1 protein-coding gene is annotated in these 263 nt (G+C 62.4%); it reads right to left on the bottom strand.

Annotated features, from left to right (window positions below; translation table 11 throughout):
• Positions 1–263: RHS repeat protein (locus BGE37_RS24940; protein WP_198598494.1), on the bottom strand; the 263-nt coding region annotated here is incomplete at both ends.

Genomic DNA, 263 nt, shown 5'->3' with positions numbered 1-263 from the left:
CGATTATCCGGCCATATGCAGAGGGTGCTGTCCGGGTGCAGCTCCGGGTCAGGCAGGCGGTTACCTGCCGGGTCCGTGGCATACGGGATGCGGATATCCAGATTTGAGGTGGTGGTGTGGACGCCGGTCAGCCTGCCGGTGGTGCTGTAGCTGTAACTCCGGGTCTGGCGCGGGCTGCTGATGCGGATGAGTTCGCCGTTGTCGTTCCAGGTGTAATCGCGGTCATACTGCAGGCTGTTCAGGTGCTGGCTCTGTAACTGCCC

Origin of the sequence: Escherichia sp. MOD1-EC6300 (genome assembly GCF_002965045.1) — a bacterium.
GTDB lineage: Bacteria > Pseudomonadota > Gammaproteobacteria > Enterobacterales > Enterobacteriaceae > Escherichia > Escherichia coli_F.
The sequence above is the reverse complement of the archived record's forward strand: the minus strand, read 5'-3'. Positions and strand labels throughout refer to the sequence as shown.